Source organism: Microcystis sp. M049S2 (assembly GCF_020245625.1).
GTDB lineage: Bacteria > Cyanobacteriota > Cyanobacteriia > Cyanobacteriales > Microcystaceae > Microcystis > Microcystis ichthyoblabe_A.
Genome location: NZ_JADBUN010000133.1, coordinates 13434 through 28117, shown reverse-complemented (window position 1 = coordinate 28117; position 14684 = coordinate 13434). Strand labels below are relative to the sequence as shown.

General features: G+C 43.5%; 16 protein-coding genes and 1 pseudogene. 8 read left to right on the top strand and 9 right to left on the bottom strand.

Going from position 1 to position 14684, the window contains the following annotated elements:
• Positions 1-37: 37 nt before the first annotated feature.
• The 5 genes from IM496_RS11475 to IM496_RS11455 all read right to left on the bottom strand — a co-directional run bounded on the left by IM496_RS11475 (position 38) and on the right by IM496_RS11455 (position 4974).
• Positions 38-1018 carry a DMT family transporter gene (locus IM496_RS11475; protein WP_287661972.1) on the bottom strand — a complete coding sequence of 327 codons (981 nt, stop codon included), beginning with the start codon at positions 1016-1018 and terminating at the stop codon, positions 38-40.
• A 67-nt stretch (positions 1019-1085) separates the two neighbouring features.
• A complete protein-coding gene (locus tag IM496_RS11470) occupies positions 1086-2129 on the bottom strand; it encodes an AI-2E family transporter (RefSeq protein WP_287661971.1) in 1044 nt (347 codons plus the stop codon).
• Between the two features lie 29 nt (positions 2130-2158).
• Positions 2159-3019 (bottom strand): shikimate dehydrogenase, encoded by an 861-nt coding sequence (locus IM496_RS11465; RefSeq protein ID WP_287661970.1) that lies wholly within the window; start codon positions 3017-3019, stop codon positions 2159-2161.
• Between the two features lie 284 nt (positions 3020-3303).
• The gene (locus IM496_RS11460) at positions 3304-3681 is read right to left on the bottom strand and encodes a hypothetical protein (RefSeq protein ID WP_002737069.1); all 378 of its coding nucleotides are present in this window, start codon (positions 3679-3681) and stop codon (positions 3304-3306) included.
• 297 nt (positions 3682-3978) lie between these two features.
• A complete protein-coding gene (locus IM496_RS11455) occupies positions 3979-4974 on the bottom strand; it encodes an amino acid ABC transporter permease (RefSeq protein WP_287661969.1) in 996 nt (331 codons plus the stop codon).
• 85 nt (positions 4975-5059) lie between these two features.
• Between IM496_RS11455 and IM496_RS11450 the strand changes: the two genes are divergently transcribed.
• The 4 genes from IM496_RS11450 (at position 5060) to IM496_RS11440 (ending at position 7315) form a co-directional block, all read left to right on the top strand.
• Complete coding sequence (locus tag IM496_RS11450) at positions 5060-5575, top strand: single-stranded DNA-binding protein (RefSeq protein ID WP_287661968.1); 516 nt, start codon at positions 5060-5062, stop codon at positions 5573-5575.
• A 217-nt stretch (positions 5576-5792) separates the two neighbouring features.
• Positions 5793-6044: a UPF0175 family protein gene (locus IM496_RS11445; RefSeq protein WP_002754345.1), complete on the top strand. Its 252-nt coding sequence runs from the start codon at positions 5793-5795 to the stop codon at positions 6042-6044.
• On the top strand, positions 6041-6142 hold the full coding sequence (locus IM496_RS22715) for a PIN domain-containing protein (RefSeq protein ID WP_464472986.1): 102 nt from the start codon (positions 6041-6043) through the stop codon (positions 6140-6142). Before IM496_RS11445 ends, IM496_RS22715 begins: the two co-directional genes overlap by 4 nt.
• 288 nt (positions 6143-6430) lie before the next feature.
• On the top strand, positions 6431-7315 hold the full coding sequence (locus IM496_RS11440; protein ID WP_194014792.1) for a PEP-CTERM sorting domain-containing protein: 885 nt from the start codon (positions 6431-6433) through the stop codon (positions 7313-7315).
• A 116-nt stretch (positions 7316-7431) separates the two neighbouring features.
• Here IM496_RS11440 and IM496_RS11435 read toward each other — a convergent pair whose 3' ends face one another.
• Positions 7432-9003, bottom strand: coding sequence for a Na+/H+ antiporter (locus IM496_RS11435; protein ID WP_002758276.1), 1572 nt, complete (start codon positions 9001-9003; stop codon positions 7432-7434).
• Positions 9004-9139: 136 nt separating this feature from the next.
• On the opposite strand from IM496_RS11435, the gene IM496_RS11430 reads away from it, so the two are divergent.
• Together IM496_RS11430 and IM496_RS11425 are read left to right on the top strand one after the other, a co-directional pair.
• Complete coding sequence (locus IM496_RS11430; RefSeq protein ID WP_039899825.1) at positions 9140-9679, top strand: DUF3038 domain-containing protein; 540 nt, start codon at positions 9140-9142, stop codon at positions 9677-9679.
• 196 nt (positions 9680-9875) lie between these two features.
• Complete coding sequence (locus IM496_RS11425; RefSeq protein ID WP_287661967.1) at positions 9876-11210, top strand: DUF4335 domain-containing protein; 1335 nt, start codon at positions 9876-9878, stop codon at positions 11208-11210.
• A 277-nt stretch (positions 11211-11487) separates the two neighbouring features.
• On the opposite strand, the gene IM496_RS11420 is transcribed toward IM496_RS11425, so the two are convergent.
• Entirely contained in the window at positions 11488-11754 is a 267-nt protein-coding gene (locus IM496_RS11420) for a TIGR02450 family Trp-rich protein (RefSeq protein WP_002737176.1), read from the bottom strand.
• A 169-nt stretch (positions 11755-11923) separates the two neighbouring features.
• Between IM496_RS11420 and IM496_RS11415 the strand changes: the two are divergent.
• A pseudogene (locus IM496_RS11415) lies at positions 11924-12225 on the top strand (IS5/IS1182 family transposase); the annotation flags it as partial.
• 616 nt (positions 12226-12841) lie between these two features.
• On the opposite strand, the gene IM496_RS11410 reads toward IM496_RS11415, so the two are convergent.
• Positions 12842-13078 (bottom strand): thioredoxin family protein, encoded by a 237-nt coding sequence (locus IM496_RS11410; RefSeq protein ID WP_108936689.1) that lies wholly within the window; start codon positions 13076-13078, stop codon positions 12842-12844.
• A gap of 247 nt (positions 13079-13325) precedes the next feature.
• Between IM496_RS11410 and IM496_RS11405 the strand changes: the two genes are divergently transcribed.
• A complete protein-coding gene (locus tag IM496_RS11405; RefSeq protein WP_255420527.1) occupies positions 13326-13934 on the top strand; it encodes a MarR family winged helix-turn-helix transcriptional regulator in 609 nt (202 codons plus the stop codon).
• On the opposite strand, the gene IM496_RS11400 is transcribed toward IM496_RS11405, so the two are convergent.
• The gene (locus IM496_RS11400; RefSeq protein ID WP_108936687.1) at positions 13931-14644 is read right to left on the bottom strand and encodes a glutamine amidotransferase; all 714 of its coding nucleotides are present in this window, start codon (positions 14642-14644) and stop codon (positions 13931-13933) included. The genes IM496_RS11405 and IM496_RS11400 overlap by 4 nt on opposite strands.
• Positions 14645-14684 lie beyond the last annotated feature (40 nt).

Sequence of the window (14684 nt, the reverse complement as noted above, 5' to 3'; positions counted from 1 at the left end):
CCCCAAAACCCTAAAACCCAACACCCAACACTCATGTTTACTTCACGGAAGCAGAGGAAAGATTAGCAAAAATTGCCCGCACTTGTGGGGCGATTCTTTCCCTTTGATTGATTAAATAAATACTAACAAGGGTTAAAGATACCCCCACCCATTGCAATACACTTAACATCTCACCGAGGAATAAATTCCCGAAACTGAGGGCAAAAACCGGAGTTAAAAAAGTTAAAGAACTTAAACTGGTTAAATTGCCCTTGGCGGCTAAATAAAAGAATATTCCATAGGCGATCGCACTACCAAAAATCGTGGCATAACTTAAAGCTAACCAACCATTTAAATCGATATTTTGCCATTGATGGGATTCTCTCAAACCTGAAGCTAAAAATAGCGGCAATCCTCCTAAAATCATGTGCCATCCCGTGGCGCTGACGGGATCCGCATGACGACAGACAAACCGGATTAACACTGTTCCCACCGCCATGGATAGGGAAGCCAAAAGCATGAGCATTTCGCCGCTATTTAGTAATTCCTGCCAGCTAAAGTCAATATTTACCGCTTTTTGTCCAAAAAAGTCATAAAACCATTGATCGGGCAAGCCAATTAAACTAATTCCCCCAATCCCTAAACCCAATCCCAACCATCCCCAGACACCGATAACTTCTTTAAATAGCCAACTGGACATTAAAGCCACCGCTAGAGGTTGGGAGTCAATAATTACCGAGCCTAACCCCGCCCCGGTGCGATTTAATCCCAATGCCAGAAAACCTTGAAAAAGAGTGGCATCCATCAGAGCAAAAAGGGCAATCCATAACCATGCTTGCAGGGTTTTGGGCTGAGGACGACCTAAAAACCAAGCTACTATTAAAACTAACATTCCGGCGGGGACAAGGCGAATTCCCGCCATAAATAGGGGGGTGGTGTGGGGGATAACACCCTTCATCGCTACCATCGCTGTTCCCCAGAGAAAAAACGGTGAGATAAATAAGAGGGGCGAGGATTTCTTTAAATCTAGGTTTTCCATAGGTAGCGATCGAGTGTTGTGGATAACAAATTTCTCTAATTGTATAGTAGAGACTGGGGATCAGCCCTTAATTCTCCTGACTTTCTCCTAACTGATTTTCCTCTAAATCTGTTATTGGTTTTTCTTCACTCGATCCGATCCAGATCGCAATCATTCCAGCAATAGGAATGGAGAGAAAAATTCCTAATAATCCCGCAACTCTTTCGCCGATAAAGAGGGATAAAAATAAAATTACTGGGTTTAATTCTAGGGCATTGCCCATAACTTTAGGGCGAAGAATATTATCTTGAATTTGCACCAAGACAACACAGACAATAAAAGCTTTAACGGCAATTGCTAGTCCCTGGGAGGTAAAAGTCAAGATAGTTACCAGCAAAATGCCCAGGGTTGCCCCGATACCCGGGATAGCATCGATAACACCGAGAATGCTCGCTAAAATTAGCCCATATTTGATTCCCAATAGGGAAAAACTTAAGAAACTCGTCACGGATAAAAAGAGCATTAATAACAGTTGCCCGCGAATAAATCCCAGAAAACTTTGTCGAAAAGACTTGGCAAAACGCTCCCGGTATGCTAGGGGGAGAAGTTGCAAAAAACTTCGCCAGAGTTTATCACCGTCGATGAGCATATAAACACTGATCACCGCCCCGAAAATGCCCGTAAAGACACTGGAAAAAACTCCCTGTACAAGCGATAAACCCGTGGCTAAACCGGTTTGTAAGCTTCCCACCATTTTATTCAAATCTAATCGATCAAGAAAGTCTTGAAAGGGTAAAAAATCTTTTTGACTAAGGGCATCGGTAAGATTAAATAGTAGTCCTCTCCCCTGATTAACCGCTTCTAATCCTATGCCTGTGACTAATCTAAATAGGAGGATAAAAGCTACTAGGGTGGTAATAGCAATGGCTAGTCCTCTCGGTAGATAACGGGATAACCAAACCACGGGATAATTTAATAGAGCGGCCAGGACTGCCGAACCAGTAAAAATAGCGATCATCCCGTAGAAATAGTTAATTAAGATAATTAGACTCCAGCCACAGCCAAATAATAATAGATAGCGCACTAGAATCGAGTTATTCAGAGTTTTCCAAAAGGAGCTAGAAGGGGTCATAAATCAAGCCAGAAATAGAACTTTAGCATTTAGAATTGTTTTAACAAAGCTTCCCGCATGACCGAGACGGGGACGGGTTGACCTAACCAGATTTCTAGTGCGATCGCTCCCTGATTAACTAACATTTCTAACCCATCAATAATTCTTATCCCTCTAGTCCGGGCCAACCGCAGAAATTTGGTCGGCCGGGGATTATAAATTAGATCGTAGGCGATCGCCGATGGCGGTAAAAGGTCTAATAATTCTAACTCAACAGGGGATTGTTCGCCCTGGGGGGACATTCCGATCGGGGTAGAATTAATCAGGAGTTCTGTGGTGGATACCAGCCCCTCTAATTCGTCCCAGCTATGCACTTCTAGGAGGTCATAGAGGCTGGTATTCGCCCAACTTTCTTTAAAAGGATCTAATTTCTTTTGATTGCGTCCTACCACATGAATTTCGCCACAGCCCAACTGGGCGCAAGCCACCACCACCGCCCGGGCCGCGCCGCCATTGCCTAAAATAACTGGATTCACCCGACTCCAATCTTTGTCAAGGGATTTCAAGGGTGCGAGAAAGCCATCCACATCGGTATTCGTTCCCTGCCAGCCGGTTTCCGTGCGCCAGACGGTGTTAACTGCGCCCACTAGCCTTGCTTTCTCGGTAATTTGCGATAATAAGGGAATAATGGCTAATTTATGGGGAATCGTGACGCTAAAACCCTCTAGATCGATGGCGGACAAGCCAGCGATCGCAGTTGCTAAATTTTTCGGGGCGATCGGTAGGGGAAGATAGACATAATTTAGCCCCAAGGCATCGATAGCGGCATTGTGCATGGGGGGAGAAAGAGTATGGCCGATAGGATCGCCGATTACGCCTAATAACTTGGTTTTTCCGTTAATAATGGTCATAAAAAAGGTGGGCTTTCCCCACCAAAGTTTGATATCAAGGGTGGCCAATGCTCACCTTACTATACTAGGGTTTGCTGAAAAAGTTTTTCCTGGGGGCAGGGTGTAGGGTGTGGGGTGTGGGGTGTAGGGTTTTACCGATTTTGAGGGGGTCAATTACCTAATTTTCAGGGAAAAAGTCCAGGAATTTTTCCCCCGATCACTCCCAGATCCATTACTTTTTGATGGCCAAAAGGTCTAAAAGTTTTACCCAACAAGGTTTTTAGATTTATTCAGCAAACCCTATACTATTTCTTGATTTCGCGGGCCATTTTCAGGAAAGGATTGATATTGTCATCGTTAGCGCGACGAACGTTATCATTAGCAGCGTTAGCCTTACTATTAGCCTCGGAAGTAGCCGATTTTGCCACAATACCGTTATCGGTGACTTTGCTGACTTCCATAGAAGAAATCTGTTTAATCGATTCGCCACCCTTTTTATTCGAGGCAGTTTTCGGGAAAGTACGTCGGATCGTGATCGGTGTCCGCATAAAGTCGATATCACCGAGAGTTTTAGCGTCATCGGGTTCCAAGTAAAAAGCCTCTTTCGGTTCCGGTGCGCTCATATCCATCGGTTCATCGACGTATTTCGTCTTATTGCCAAACAGGCCAAAGAATCCAGCCATTTTCTCGCTCTCCTAAATAAATATATTTACCATAAATTGCTGCTCATTGTTAAATAATATCAATATTTATGACAAAAAGCTAGGTAGCCATCTATCAGTGATCAGTTATCAGTTATCAGTTATCAGATGTGAGTTTTCAGTTCACTGATTACTGTTTACTGTTTACTGATCACTGAAAAGCTTCCCACACCCCACACCCCACACCCCACACCCTACACCCCACACCCCACACCCCACACCCCACTTCCCCATCACCCCATCACCCCATCACCCCACACCCCACACCCCACACCCCAATCAACGCTGTTCTAACCTACGACTGGCTAGGGACATAGAATAACAGAAAATCCAGTAAATAAACGCCAAAAATAGATAAACCTCTGGATAATCGCCGATAAATTTCGGATTAGCTAAAACCGATCCTGCCATACCCAAGAGGTCCACCAGCCCCACGATCGCCAGTAGGGAAGTATCCTTAAATAAACTGATAAATTGACCAACAATAGCGGGAATGACCGCTTTTAGAGCTTGGGGTAGAATGATCAATAATAAAACGAAAATCGGTTTTAAACCCAAGGCTTTGGCCGCTTCAACTTGACCTTTGGGAATCGCTTGTAAACCACCGCGGACATTTTCGGCCAGATAGGCTGCTGCAAAAAGGGTAAATCCTGCGATCGCTCTGATTACCCGTTCCGGTCTCGTCCCGGCGGGTAAAATTAAGGGTAACATCACCTGGGCCATGAATAAAATTCCCAACAAAGGTAAACCGCGCAATAATTCGATATAGCCAATAGATAGCCAACGAATTGCTGGTAATTCACTCTGTCTCCCCAGGGCTAATAATACTCCCAAGGGGAAAGATAAAATCATACTGGCGATCGCTACTAATAAAGTTAAGATTAAACCACTGAGATCATCGAGGGGAATTGCCTTTAAAAATAATCCCCCCAATAGCAACCAAGCGATTAAAGGTAAAGTCAATAACCAGAGCAATCCCCACCAGCGTTGGAGAAAAGCGGGGCAATTGGGGAAGCGACCCCGGTTTAATTGCCAAGAAAACAGTGATAAAGCCGCAATTATCGTTAAAATCAGCCAAATTCGCCATATTGACTGTTCTGGATAACGACCGACTACGAATAAACCGAGATTTTCCGTCACTACAGCCCATTTTGCCTGATTTATCGCCCAATCGAGAAAACTTAAGCCCCCCCAGAGGCTGAGAAATAGACCCGCAAGGGTTAAGATGACGTTGTACCAAGTGTTAAAGAGATTTTTTCTTAACCAGAGTCCCATAAAATTCCCCAACCTCCCCAGTGGTGATCATTGTACTTATTCAGTACAATGGTGCTATTAGAAAAATTCAGACTGATTTTCGACCATGAACAGTTGCATTTTAATGGCTAAAATTGTCCGTCGTCCCGAATTACGTTATACCCAAGATAATCAAACTCCCTACGCTCAAATGTTAGTCGAGTTTTCTCCCAATCGTGCCGAGGCAACCCCGACTAATTTAAGGGCCGTAGCTTGGGGAAATTTAGCCTCAGAAGTCGCTCAGAACTATCATGAAGGTGATCAGGTAATTTTAGAAGGTCGTCTCTCCATGCAGATGATCGATCGTCCCGAAGGTTTTAAGGAAAAACGGGCCGAATTAGTCATTAGTCATCTCTATCATCTTGACGGTAGCGTGAGTAGCGGTGAAATGGCAGCCCCGACTCCAGAAAAAGTCGTACCAATCAATGCCCACAAATCGAATAAAACCGAGGTGGAAAAACCCGTCGCACCTGTCTCCACCGGGGATTTTGAATATGACGCATCCTATGAACTTTCTAATCCTTCCGCTTGGCAACCTAGCGACACATCGGTGGAGGAAAATTTAGACGATATTCCTTTCTAAGTACCCCAACAGAATTAATGGCTCTTCTCGATTTTGTCTGATAATTTTTGCTTATGGAATCGTGGAATGCTTATCGGGCAAGACTTTAAGCACTATTTTGACGGATATTCTATCAGTATAGACCTCGTTTTCACACAGAAACCAGAAGAGCCAAAGCTTTAACTGAGATATGGCAGGCTAGAGAAAATAATAAGTATTAGTGCGTGAGGATGTCTTAATGCAAATTACCCTGAACCTACCGGATAACCTCAGCCAAGCCGAAACCTTTAACCAAGGCGACTGGCTCCGGGAGATTGCCATTGCGCTGTTTCAGCAAGAGCGGATTTCCCTCAGTCGCGCCAGTAAAATTGCCGGAATGGAAGTCATGGACTTTCAAAAACTGCTGGCAGATCGCGGTATTTGTGTTCACTACGATGTAGAAGACTTTGAGCAGGATGTTCAACATCTGCGCGATCGAGGCTGGCTATGATCGTGGTTAGCGATACCTCTGCCCTTTGCAATCTGGCGATCGTCGATCATCTCTGGTTGCTAGAGTCAATTTACCAAACCGTGTTAGCGAAATTTTGAACCCTATTACCGAATCTGACACACCGCGCCACAATCCCTCACGGAAGGCGATAGGTCGCCTGAGAAGCAGTAAAACAGGGGAAAATACCTGAGACTCTTTCCCCTGTGAATCCCTAAGCTAGGGAGAAGAATATAAAGATTTATTAAATTGTAACTTTTGATACAGTTGTGGGGGGGGGGAGTGTGTATCCTTTTGTCATCTGCCTCCTGTCTTGGGTTGGGCTATTGCTTGACCTAGCTGCGAGGGGGGCGATCTTACTTGTCAAAGCTTTAAAGGAAGAATTTATAATGAAAAAATTGGCGAGAATGGCAACTATATCTTCATTTTTCACTGTTTTGTCATTAGGCTACCAACCGGCCAATGCAATAGTTAAGTTTCTTGGCATAGGCAATGATGAATTTCAAAATGATATAAATGTTTCTAGTAATGCGCTTCGTCATTTTCTAAAACCTAATGATATTATTAACCTCTCTTTTAATTTAAACGGAGCGCAAATTCTCAACGAACTGACTAATGCCAAGAATATGCTCCAGAACGGTGATATTTTTATTTTCCACTATTCTGGTCATGGCGGTGCACCTGGAATTCCAGATGCGGCCCCGATTGATGAAAATAATCCTGGCAACAATGGAGATGAAGGTGTAATTGGCTTAGTAGATGATTTTCCTATTGGTGCAAGAGATGATGAGATCGCTATGATCATCAATATGATCCCTCAAAGTGTTGGCGTTCTCTCGATATTTGATAGCTGCTTCGCGGGCGAGATGATTGACGGAACTGCCGATATCAACAGAGGTTTGGTTATTGGCACAGCCGATGAAAACTGTACCGCCCCAGGTGACTCTATTTTTCTCCCCGAATGGCTTAGATCTTTATCTCCTAATGGAATGGGTAGTGTTAAGGCTGACGCTAACAACGACACCAACCTTACTCTAGGAGAATTGTTCAATAGTTTGAGCCTAATCACGACTAGAGGACATAGCTCTAATCCCTTTTCTGCCAACTTCGAGACAGCAACACATCTAAACTACACAGTTGCTTTTACTCCTGTCCCCGAACCCTCCTCCATCCTCAGTCTCCTCGCTCTCGGCACACTCGGCGCAGCTTCCACCCTCAAACGCAAACTAAAACCCTCCCAATCCACTGAAAAAGAAACTACAAAAGTCTCCTAAAATCCCCCATAAAACCCCACAAAAACCCCTTCATTAATTGGAGGGGTTTTTGTCATAAAACCCAGTCGTCGATCGTTAGGAGAATTGAGATTGATTGTATATACCCCAACATAGTCCTACTGTTCACTAATTTTACTTTCAGCGAGAATTTCTTGGAGGACGGGGGATAAATTGCTAGTTAAACGGCCGGATCGAATAAATTCAGCGTAGGTATCAGCTTCGATATCTAGGAGGGTTTCCCGAAGTTGTTCCATTGTCAATAGCTGTAATTGGGGATAACTATCGTTGAGAGATTGAATTTCCGCTTCTACGGTCTTTAATTTTTCTTTGACGAGATGCTGCTCATAACTAAAGAATTCTGGGGCAACATCGGGAGATTTATCTAACTTAGAAAGATAGTCTAAAACCCTTTTTAAAGCTACCCGTCGGGCTAAAAGTTCCGCATAGTTTTCTCGAATTGGTTGATCACCGATCAGGTCTAATCTCGATAGGAAAGTTTGAATAGTTAATCCCTGAACCAAAAGGGTAAAGAGAACAACTCCGAAGACGATATCGATGATATCCTGACGATTGGGAAAAATAACCGGCACACTTAAAGCTAGGGCAATAGAAACGGAACCGCGCAAACCTCCCCACCATAAAACCGTTTTTTCCCGCCAATTAATTTTAGTTTCCATCAAGGCATTACTAACAGTTGCCAAAGCAAAGGTAGCCAGAAAACGGGCCGCCACCACGGCGGCGATCGTGATAAAAATTAAATTGAGATTATCGGCTAAACTGGAGAGACGGATCTGATCGCCGATGAGGAGAAAAACGATCGAATTGACAAAAAAAGCGAGAAACTCCCAGAATTGCGTGACTAATAGGCGGGTACGGGGACTCATACTAATTCTAGAGCCAAAATTACCTAAAATAATCCCCGTAGTCACCACTCCGATTACCCCCGAACCCCCGAACTCCTCGGTTAATAGATAAGCACCGTAGGCGGACACAAGAGTTAAAGACTGTTCCACTAGGGGTAAATCCAGACGTTGAGTCAGATAGGAGATACCAAAACCCACTAAACAACCCACTGCCACCCCGATACCGATAAAAGCCGCAATCCGGCTAATGGTTGTCTCTAAGGATAGACCACTAGCACCGAGGGGAATTTCCACCAAAAGAGCGAAAGCGACCACAGCAACCCCATCATTAAATAAGCTTTCCCCTTCCAAAAGCACGGTGAGGTTTTTACTGGCCCCTAATTCGCGAAAAAGAGCGACAACAGCGACGGGATCCGTAGAAGAAAGGCTCGCACCCACTAATAATGCCGTAAATAGGGGTAAATTGGTCAATTCATCTAGGGTAAAACCAACCCCGAAAATCGAGATAATTACGCCGACAATAGCGAAAAGACTGACGGGAATCCAATTATCCTTCAGATCTCGCCAGCGCGTATTCCAAGCGGCTTCAAATAGCAAAGGGGGCAGAAAAATTTCTAGAATCAGTTCGGGGGATAGGTTCACCAGACGGATATCGATAAAGGCTAAACCTAAACCGACTATCACTAACAATAGGGTGTAAGGAATTTGGCGAAACCAGCTAAAAATCCTCGAAACCGTGGCCACACTCAGGGAAACGGACAAAACAATTAGAAATTGTTCTAAATTTTGCTTAATGACTTCATCGGTAGCGGATTCTAAACTCATTGGGTGGGAGGCAATCGGTGAGCGGACGTGCAAGAAAAGAACAATCTAAATTATTATGACACTTTAGAACCAGTGATTTTTTTTCCTAAACCCAAGTTTTTCTGCTGGCAATTCCTTATTATCTATGTCCTTGACTATGCCTCAGTCTGCCGAGTCCTCCACGGGTGAGGATTTACCCCTAGCTATCTCACCCAGTAACGAGCAGTTAGAGAATATTAATAGCTATTTAAACCTGATTTTGGCAGCTTTAGTCTCTCTAGCTAATTTAGACTCCGATTCTATCACCCAAGCAGCCCAAGAATTAGCCTTAGATGCAGATACAAGCGATCGCCTAGTTGCCCACCACTGGCAACCCCAGTCAAAACTTTCCCTAGCGGACATCCGTTCTCTAGTTCTCCTCCTCTGTCATCTAGCCCAAAAAAAGCAAGAGTTAATCCGTCGCGCTGTAATTCTCTTGGAACAAGTGGGAACTCAAGGACAAGAACCAGTCAAAACCACGCTTTTAGGCAATTATATCGATAATTTTCGCTTAAAATACCCAGAAATATCGGAAAATAATCTCAGTGATTCTAGCCTTGCTTCCCTAGCTTGGAAATTATTAATCGATTTATTGTTCTACAGCAGCCCCCGCAGTCATCTCCTTCTTTGGCACACCCTTTTGGCAAGTAAAAAGTAAAAAGGCTATCAGTTATCAGTTATCAGTTATCAGATGTAAGTTTTCAGATGTAAGTTTTCAGATGTAAGTTTTCAGTTCACTGTTTACTGTTTACTGGACGGCTACGCCGTGCCTTTGGCAACACTGAAAAAAAGCTTCCCAGTTCATAATTCATAATTCATAATTCATAATTCATAATTCCCACCGATAACCAAAAATGAGTAATCTAATTCGCAAATATACACCCCCCACCTGTACCCTAGAAATTTGGGGAAATAGTTCGCCTCTAGCGGTTTGGCTAGGTAAAAATGTCTTAAACGATGCCCACTTTCAATTGCGCTTTGATGATCCTAGATTGAGTGAGGAAAAACAGGTGACGATCAAAGGCGATCGCACACAATTACAACTCCTAGGGGAAATTGTCGCTAATTATGTGCAGAATTTACTCTCTAGTCCCGTTTCTAGCCTCTCTTTCGTGGCTAGTGGTTCCCCCGAAAGTCATCTTCCCTCCTTACCCTCTCTCCGTTGTCAGGGACTTCTCCAGCATCAATTATTTTTAGGTTCCCTGCTAACCGATCGAGATAAACAGGAGATTGAATTAACCACATCGCAATTATTCGATCTAGCCAATGCTTTAGGGGAATATAACCATGAAAGCCCCCTAATACCCCCATTAATTCGCCAGAAAACTCGAAAAAATGCCCTGATCTGGACGGGATTAATCGCCTCAGCCCTAATAACTATCGGGGGAATAGCGATCGCATTTTATCAACGGCAAGAAGTGGTCAACAATGATTTAACCAGCGATCCCAATAACGCCAAGATTCCCCAACCCTTGCCAACGCTGCCTTTACCCCCCACGGGAACAGCCGCCCCAAACCCGCAGTTACCGGCAAATTTGGGCAATAAAACCCCTTTACCGCCACCGCCGCCCGTGGCAACCGTTCCAGCCCCAGTTCGCCCCTCTAGCGTCCCCCTAGTGATTCCGCCGTCCCCTGTACCGCCGCCACCAGTCACGGGTTCGCGTCCCGGCGGCACGGCGATCGTAATTGAACCGAATAATCAGAACATCCCGATTACTGCCCCCCCCGTCACCAGCGCTCAGGGTACAAACGCACTAGCAAATATTCCCCCCACCACGATGAATCCGACTCCAGCACCGCCAAAATTGCCCAATTTACCGCCTCTAAGCCCTATTAACCCTGAAAATGTCAATTTAGACCCCAAACCGCCCACAAGTACCGCTAAAGCCCCAGAGACGAACTTACTAGATACCATTCCCCAAGTGGCAGAAACCAGAGAATATTTTCAGTCCCGTTGGCAACCGCCAGAAAGTCTCAAGCATACTCTAGAGTACCGTTTGGTCTTAAATCAGGATGGTTCCCTAAAACAGATTATTCCCCTGGGACAGGCGGCGAAAATCTATCTCGATCGCACTAATATGCCCCTGCTCAATCAACCTTTCGTGTCTCCCCTCGATATCTCTGGTAATCCTCAATTGCGTCTAGTTCTTGGTTCTGATGGTACGGTGCGGACTTTTATGGAACAGTAATAAGCTGTAAGCTGCCCGCGCATTTAAATTGCTTGTTGAGACGAGGCAAGAGGCAATTTAAATAGGGTTTGCTGAAAAAATCTAAAAACCTTGTTTGGTAAGACTTTTAAACTTTTTGTCAATCAAAAAGTACCAGGCATGGGAGTGATCAGGGGGAAAATTGAGGTACTTTTTCCCTGAAAATTAGGTAATTGGCCACCTCAAAACCGGTAAAACCCCACACCCCACACCCCACACCCCACACCCTGCCCCCAGGAAAAACTTTTTGCCGCAAACCCTAATTAACAATAATCTCGTCGGCGCTGTCCGGTTGGTTCATTTCCGTTAGGGTTTGCCAACCGGATTGCCAGAGATTCGCGTCTTGCAACTGTTTAGCATTAATCCAGAAGCGGACAGTCGGATCGCAGGAAGCGACTAATTCGGCAAAAACCCATTGACCGCGATTTTGACGATTGACCACTTGAAAATGTCGCCAGCCCCATGTTTTTTGTTTTGCCGTCCATTTTGACCCCAAGAGATGGGGATATTTCTGTTTTTTGGGCATAAAAGTTAAAACACCTGAGTTCGGGATAGGCTAAAACCCTTATATTAGACCTTTTTCATAATTTTTTTATGGTATAATTGAGCTTCTTGCTTTTTTCTCGATTTTTAGATGGAAGTGGAAAAAAGAATAAAATGTGATCTTAGCTCGGGAAATCATCCATACTTCTGCTATATTGATTAGCAAAATTATGGATTATCAAAACTTATCAGATGAACATTTCAAACGCCGTTTCGGTGTGTATAAACAAACCTATAGAAAGATGGTAGAATCAGTAAAAAGTGTTGAAGCCGACTCTAATTGTAAATAAGACGAAAAAAATGCTTTTACCATCGGGAAACTTCCGTTTAAAAGGAAAAAAAGCTTGACTAAATCAAGCAGAGATACCGGTCGTAACGGTAATGGATGTGACGGAAACTCCCCTGGAACGCACCCAAAAGAAACAGAAAGATTTTTTTTTCAGGTAAAAGAGGTTAAGTAGTCGGAATCGTCGTCGAAGATATAGTTTAAGAGTTAACTTGTTGGCGGCTATTTATAACTGTGAGTTAGGTATAGCTACTTCTTAAAAGTTGCCAAACATTAATCAAGTCAAGGAGAATTTACTCTCAATTATAGCGCTTTTCACGTTACTGAGGTATCAACAAGTTTTGCCAACAAAGGGTTTAAGCCCCTTGCCCATACCTCATTCTGATGAAAACTGCTATATAAAAATTGAGATAGTTTCTGCAGCTCAAATAAAGAGGTTTTTATAACCAAATTAAAGCAGCTCTAAAGAGTTTTGAGTTAGAAGTAAAACTTCAAGTTTTCATCCAGAACTAACGTACGAATTAACTAATTTTTGGGGTAAAATTAGTTAACCGATTATTATAACATATAATTATAGTGTTTCCCATTAATAAAAGGTACATTTTCGAGTTTAAAAAGCTTAATCAGCAAAGATCTAACTGTGCCGTACAGGTACGAGAACCGCTATAATTTGCAAGAGTTCTAATGAGTTCCTTTTGGGATTGGCATCTCCTTAATTATATAATCATAATATTATAGGTGACACAACCCCAAAACAGGATACTCTTTTATTTTGATTTAAAGGTTATTTCAGAGCATCAAGAGAAGCCCCAAAATTAATATGGAAGGGAGTTTTAGCAATCACTAAAGCAGGGACTGATTTAACCCCTAGATCCTCCGCTTCTGCCAGACGAGATTTGTCATACCCTAGATGAACTACTTCAACTTCATATTCAGAGGGATTGAGTGCCGTAACAAACTGTTTTTCGGCGGCGACACAAACGGGGCATCCTGCATGATAAAAAACTGCTTTTTGAGTCATAATAATTCTCCAGTAAACAAGATATGTGTAACAAGAGCAGGGTGTCTTGTTTTTATTTAGGACTCCTAAATAATAAACCTTGTCTCTGTGTATTGTCAAGTGGTAAAAAAAATATTTATCAATCTACTCAAGACTTGACTGTGTTGGATAATTTGTTTATAATCCAGAAACCAGGCGTAAGTAAATTCAAGAGGACAGTCCCATCACCAATCCCTTCGATACGGCTAAAGACCCAGTTGAGCAAAAAGTGGTTACTGGTCTTCTTAAGATTGGTCTCGCACTCAAAAGCCATGCTTGGCAGGATGCCAGTCCAAAGGGTCTTACACCCACTCAAGGACAAATCTTAACTCTTTTGCACTCTCGACATTCTTCCTTGAGATTGACAGAAATTGCAGAGGGGTTAGCGGTAAAACCAGCGACGGCTAGCGATGCTGTTGTTACCTTGGTAGAAAAAGGACTCGTCAAGAAAGGGAAAGATACTGAAGATGGTCGCGCAATTTCCATTGCTCTTACTAAGGCTGGACGGATTGAAGCGGAAAGTGTAGCCAGTTGGCCGGATTTTTTGCTAGCAGCAGTAGATGAACTATCCGAGTCAGAACAAATGATCTTCTTTCGTTGTCTGATAAAAATGGTGCGAAGTTTGCAAGAGAAAGGGCAGATACCTGTGTCTCGGATGTGTGTTAACTGTAAGTTTTTCCGCCCCAATGTTTACCCAAACTCGGAGCTTCCTCATCATTGTCAATTGGTCAATGCGCCCTTTGGTGATCGCCACCTCCGGCTTGACTGCCCAGAACATATTGCAGCAGAACCAGAAGCAGCGAACCAAGCTTGGCAAGCCTTTCTCTCACAGAATTAGCCTAGCCTCTGTTCTAGCCGTTTTAGCCAAGCTTGCCAGAATAGAGCAGCGTGGGCTTCTAATGTTTGAGCGTAGCAATCCGTATCTTTACGCAATTGACTAACCCCAAGATTAGGGGTTGTACTAATCTCACAGGCATGACCAATCAACCAATGCTCCAATCCTTGAGCCGTTACTTCAGGGTGAAACTGTAATGCTAAACCGCATTCTCCCCACGCAAACGCTTGGTTTTTATATTTGGAACTAGAAGCAAGATGAATAGCACCATTAGGAAGATCGAAAGTATCTCCATGCCAATGCAGTACAGGAGTTGAGGCTATATAACTTAAAGAAGACTTTTCTCCTTGTTCACTTAATTGAATGGGAAACCAACCAATTTCTTTTTCCTGTCCCGGATAGACCTTAGCTCCAAGTGCTCGTGCCATAAGTTGGGCTCCTAAACAAATGCCTAATGTGGGACGATCAGCCTTTAAACGTCGTTCGAGGAGAGTAAGCTCATCCTGAAGAAAAGGGTAATCAACATCATCGTAGGCACCAATCGGACCTCCTAAAATAACGATTAGTTCGGGATTGAGAGGATCAATTTGAGAGACTAAACCAGAAGCTGCCTCGACATAATTAACAGCGTAGTTATTTTGCTCAAGAATATGACCTAAATTTCCCAAATCCTCAAAGGGGACATGTCTAATAGTGATCGCTTGTTTCTTCATACTGTTTACCGAATGAATGAATTGACCTTTTTTGAGAGAA

Bases quoted from the DNA above. Each gene is read 5' to 3' on its own strand.
- IM496_RS11430 (WP_039899825.1), top strand. From the start codon at position 9,140: ATGCCTCAGTCTGCCGAGTCCTCCACGGGTGAGGATTTACCCCTAGCT.
- IM496_RS11425 (WP_287661967.1), top strand. From the start codon at position 9,876: ATGAGTAATCTAATTCGCAAATATACACCCCCCACCTGTACCCTAGAA.
- IM496_RS11460 (WP_002737069.1), bottom strand. From the start codon at position 3,681: ATGGCTGGATTCTTTGGCCTGTTTGGCAATAAGACGAAATACGTCGAT.
- IM496_RS11400 (WP_108936687.1), bottom strand. From the start codon at position 14,644: ATGAAGAAACAAGCGATCACTATTAGACATGTCCCCTTTGAGGATTTG.
- IM496_RS11420 (WP_002737176.1), bottom strand. From the start codon at position 11,754: ATGCCCAAAAAACAGAAATATCCCCATCTCTTGGGGTCAAAATGGACG.
- IM496_RS22715 (WP_464472986.1), top strand. From the start codon at position 6,041: ATGATCGTGGTTAGCGATACCTCTGCCCTTTGCAATCTGGCGATCGTC.
- IM496_RS11450 (WP_287661968.1), top strand. From the start codon at position 5,060: ATGAACAGTTGCATTTTAATGGCTAAAATTGTCCGTCGTCCCGAATTA.
- IM496_RS11440 (WP_194014792.1), top strand. From the start codon at position 6,431: ATGAAAAAATTGGCGAGAATGGCAACTATATCTTCATTTTTCACTGTT.
- IM496_RS11465 (WP_287661970.1), bottom strand. From the start codon at position 3,019: ATGACCATTATTAACGGAAAAACCAAGTTATTAGGCGTAATCGGCGAT.
- IM496_RS11435 (WP_002758276.1), bottom strand. From the start codon at position 9,003: ATGAGTTTAGAATCCGCTACCGATGAAGTCATTAAGCAAAATTTAGAA.
- IM496_RS11470 (WP_287661971.1), bottom strand. From the start codon at position 2,129: ATGACCCCTTCTAGCTCCTTTTGGAAAACTCTGAATAACTCGATTCTA.
- IM496_RS11475 (WP_287661972.1), bottom strand. From the start codon at position 1,018: ATGGAAAACCTAGATTTAAAGAAATCCTCGCCCCTCTTATTTATCTCA.
- IM496_RS11445 (WP_002754345.1), top strand. From the start codon at position 5,793: ATGCAAATTACCCTGAACCTACCGGATAACCTCAGCCAAGCCGAAACC.
- IM496_RS11455 (WP_287661969.1), bottom strand. From the start codon at position 4,974: ATGGGACTCTGGTTAAGAAAAAATCTCTTTAACACTTGGTACAACGTC.
- IM496_RS11410 (WP_108936689.1), bottom strand. From the start codon at position 13,078: ATGACTCAAAAAGCAGTTTTTTATCATGCAGGATGCCCCGTTTGTGTC.